3 protein-coding genes are annotated in these 4,147 nt (G+C 49.7%); 1 reads left to right on the plus strand and 2 read right to left on the minus strand.

What is annotated here, in order from left to right:
- On the minus strand, positions 1 to 1,039 hold a 1,039-nt coding region (locus tag ACEW8P_RS24620; RefSeq protein ID WP_373515714.1), incomplete at its 3' end, for a phosphotransferase enzyme family protein.
- A gap of 112 nt (positions 1,040 to 1,151) precedes the next feature.
- On the minus strand, positions 1,152 to 2,999 hold the full coding sequence (locus tag ACEW8P_RS24625) for a M1 family metallopeptidase (protein WP_373515715.1): 1,848 nt from the start codon (positions 2,997 to 2,999) through the stop codon (positions 1,152 to 1,154).
- 118 nt (positions 3,000 to 3,117) lie between these two features.
- On the opposite strand from ACEW8P_RS24625, the gene ACEW8P_RS24630 reads away from it, so the two are divergent.
- Positions 3,118 to 4,147: CocE/NonD family hydrolase (locus ACEW8P_RS24630; protein WP_373515716.1), on the plus strand; the 1,030-nt coding region annotated here is incomplete at its 3' end.

Raw genomic sequence — 4,147 nt, forward strand, 5'->3', positions numbered from 1 at the left:
CCTCCTCCTTCGCGTACAAATCCTGCAAAAGTACCATCTGATTTCGTGCCCGGTCGAGGTTATGATCTGGGTACTTGGTCGGGTAATACACATTGCCGTTCAGATAATCCGCCAAAAAGCGAATGCCCTGCATATAAACCAAAAACAGCCCCGAGAAGAAAATAGCCGACTTCTCCGTCTCGGTCAAAACCTCTTTCATTTCGGCAAGATAGCCTTCTACCAGAGCACGATAGTAGTCTTCTCGCACTACCACTTTTTCAAACTCTACGCTCTCCTCCGAAACCGGACTGACGTAGGTACGCACCATATCGCCGAGGTCAGAGATGACTTTACCCGGCATCAGGGTATCAAGGTCACATACGGCCAAGCCGCGTTGCGTGTCAGTATCGAGCAGCACGTTGTTGATTTTGGTGTCGTGGTGCATCAAGCGGTCGGGGAAATCCGGGTTTTGGAGCAGATTTTCGTAAGTCGCGACGATCTGCTTTTTGTCCAAAAAGTAGGTAATCATTTCCTGCGCCTTGATTTTTCTTTCTTCACCAGCCCTAACGATCGCCTCCTGGAATTGCTCAAAGCGAAAACTCAGATTGTGGAAATCAGGAATCGTAGCTTGAAACTTTGCCATATCAAGTCCATCCAGATTCCGTGCCAGCAGCCCAAACTGCCGCGCTGATTCGTAAGCTTGCGCAGGTGAGGTAGCTTCATTGATTGTATTGGAGTTGGGAACAAACGGCGTCAATCGCCAGGACTCGCCATCCACTTCAACTAACTCTTCTCCTGACAGTGTAGGAATGGGCGCGACGAAAAGATAGTCAGAATGGTGTTTCGACATATGCTGCGCCGCCAGCCGAAGGTTGGATGCAATCGCTCCAACATCGAAGACCCGGGAATTGATTTTTTGTAAAACGTAGCATGCCCCACTATCGCTTTCTACCAGGAATGTGTCATTGATATGCCCCGACCCGAACCGTCGCGGCTCGGGTAGCGGAAAAATTCCATAAGCCGCCAGAATCCGTCCAAAATCAGTAGTTTTTTCTTCCATTTTTCTATAAAAGAATATTGAAATGAAGGGTAGCCTCGCAAGAAACTACCCTTCCACTTTGTGCCTTTGTGCCTTTGTGCCTTTGTGCCTTTGTGCCTTTATGCCTTTGAATCTAAGGCTGCAAAACCTTCATCCTCGGCACTTCCGTCAGCGTCGGATACACATTATTCTCTGGCTTGATGTCGGCCATGCGGTGGGTCGGGTCGATAAAGATGCGCTGAATGGCGGTTACGGGACGGTCGATAGTGAAGCTGTATTCAGGGTAGACCCACGGCCAGTCGGGCAGGAGGGTAGTTTTGCCGTAAATATTTTCCCGCTTCTCACCGCGCATCATCTCCAACGGAATGTAGAAATTCTCTTGCGTCCCGTCGGCGTAGCTCACCACCACATCGAGCGGCATGGGCATCTTGCCATGGCGATCCAGCACGATGTTAGTTTTATTGCTATTAGAAAGTACTTCGCGGATACCGTAGTCAATGGTACGCGTCGTGCCGACCCAGTCTTCCCAGTACCAGTCCAGTTCCAGGCCAGATTCCTTTTCCATGATGCGTTTTAAATCAGTAGGATTGGGGTGCTTAAAGTGCCACTCGTTGAAGTACCTTTTCATGCCCCGGTCGAAGGCGGGTTTGCCGATGATGTAGTCCAGTTGATTCAGGAAAAGCGCCCCCTTCGAGTAGGCAGCCGTGCTGTAGGCGCGGTTGGTGTTGTAGTGATCCGACTGCGTCGTCATGGGCTCTTCCAGACCTGATTCCACCAGCCGCTGGTACGAAGTGAAACTACCGAAATGCGGATCGCGACGCGAAGGAAAAAGGTCCGCCATGACCAGGCTCGACGCGTAGGAGGTGAATCCTTCGTCCATCCAGGGGTACTTCGACTCATTGGTACCCAGTAGGTTTTGAAACCAACTGTGTATCGACTCGTGAACGGTTACGCTCACCAGTGCTCCCAAAGTACCTCTACCAGTGATCAACGTCGCCATCGGGTATTCCATCCCGCCATCGCCACCTTGAATCACTGAATATTGGTTGTAAGGATAGCGGCCATAACGCTCATTCATAAATTTGAAACAGCGCACGGCGTAGGGCTGCATTTCCTTCCAGTAGTTGATCGTGTCGTTTTGGTAGAAAAAATGCAGGTCGAGTTTATCGTCCACCTTCACGATGTCGTGGACGTAGTCGGGATCGGCGGCCCAAACGAAGTCAGGTACTTCTGGGGCCACGAAATGCCACGTCAGACGATCACCCTCTTTGTGAGTGATCGTTTTCTTGGAATAGCCGTGGCCGATTTTGTCAGGATTTTGGAGATAACCCGTACCCGCGATGGTATATTTGGCATCTATTGTAATCTTGACGTCGAAATCACCCCAAACGCCATAAAACTCTCGGGCGATGTAAGGTACAGCATGCCAACCTTCGTAGTCGTACTCGACCATTTTGGGGTACCACTGCGCCATCGAATAATCGATTCCTTCTTTATTGTTTCGCCCTGTGCGCCGAATCTGTACAGGTACCTGCGCCTCAAATTCCATCTCGAAGGTCACGGTTGATTTCGGCATGATCGACTCGTTCAGGGTCACTTCCAGGATCGTCCCAACTACCTGATACTTTACCGATTTTCCATTCATTTTCAAAGCCTTCACTTTCTCATAGCCGATTTCGTCGGGCGAAAGCTTGTAAATTCGATCCATTACCCGAGCGTCGGGATCGCTGATCGTACGCGACCGGACGTCCATCTGGCTACCGGGCTGGAAGGCATTCAGATATAGGTGGTAGAAGACTTTATTGAGCGTGTCCGGGGAATTGTTTGTGTATTGGAGCTTCTGCGAACCCGTGTAGCGGTGGGTCTTGGCGTCGAAGTCGATGTTCATCTCGTACTTGACGCGCTGCTGCCAGCGGTCGGATTGGGCGAAAGCTGTGGATAGAGAGACGATTAACAAGGCAATCGAAAAATATTTCTTCATGAATTTTTATAAAAGTGATTTTAGGTTCTGAAAATCAAAATTAGCCAAACTCGTTGTTTTACCATCTATTTTCTAAATTTTAACCCTAATTTTACCAAACAATCCTTATCTCAAATCCATGAAACGCCTACTTTTTCTCTTAATTTTGCTGACCATCCGTCCGGCGATAAACGCCCAAACGGCCAACTCCGACCAGGCTTTTATCAAAGAACACTACACCAAGCAGATTCATGACATCCCAATGCGGGACGGCGTGAAACTGCACACGATCCTATACACGCCGAAGGATATTTCAGCCAGCAAGCAGTACCCATTCCTGATGCAACGAACCTGTTACAGCATCGGGCCCTACGGCGAAAATGAATTTCCGACGCGCTTAGGCCCAAACCCCTACCTCATGCGGGACATGTACGTCTACGTTTATCAGGACGTGCGGGGTCGCTACATGAGCGAGGGTACCTGGACTAACATGACGCCGCACATCGACAACAAGAAGGGAAAGAACGACGTGGACGAGGCGTCGGATATGTACGATACCATCGAGTTTTTGCTCAAAAATGTTCCAAATAATAATGGTCGGGTAGGGCAGTACGGTACTTCATATCCCGGTTTTTATACCACGGCCAGTTCACTGAGCAAACATCCGGCTTTAAAAGCATCTTCGCCGCAGGCGCCCATCGCCGATTTCTTCTTTGATGATTTCCACCACAACGGAGCCTTCACGCAGGGCTACTACGGTACGTTTCCGGTGTTTGGTATTCAACATCCCAAGCCGATGACTGATTCCTGGTTTACCGATGAATTCATTCAGGCCAAGCCCGACGGCTACACTTTCAACCTGAACATCGGCCCGTTGAAGAATTTCGACAAGTACTACAAGGACAATTTTTTCTGGCAGGAAACGATGAATCATCCCAATTACGATGAGTTCTGGCAGAAGCGCGACATCCTGCCGCATTTGAAAGGTGTCACTTCCGCCTATATGACCGTCGGCGGCTGGTTCGACGCCGAGGATTTGTACGGCCCGCTGAATACCTACAAAACCATCGAGAAGAACAATCCGAACGCCTATAACACGCTGGTAATTGGGCCGTTCGGTCACGGACGCTGGGGGCGAGAAACTGGACACACCCTGCACAATGATATTT

Origin of the sequence: Persicitalea sp., from assembly GCF_041751555.1 — a bacterium.
Lineage (GTDB): Bacteria > Bacteroidota > Bacteroidia > Cytophagales > Spirosomataceae > Persicitalea.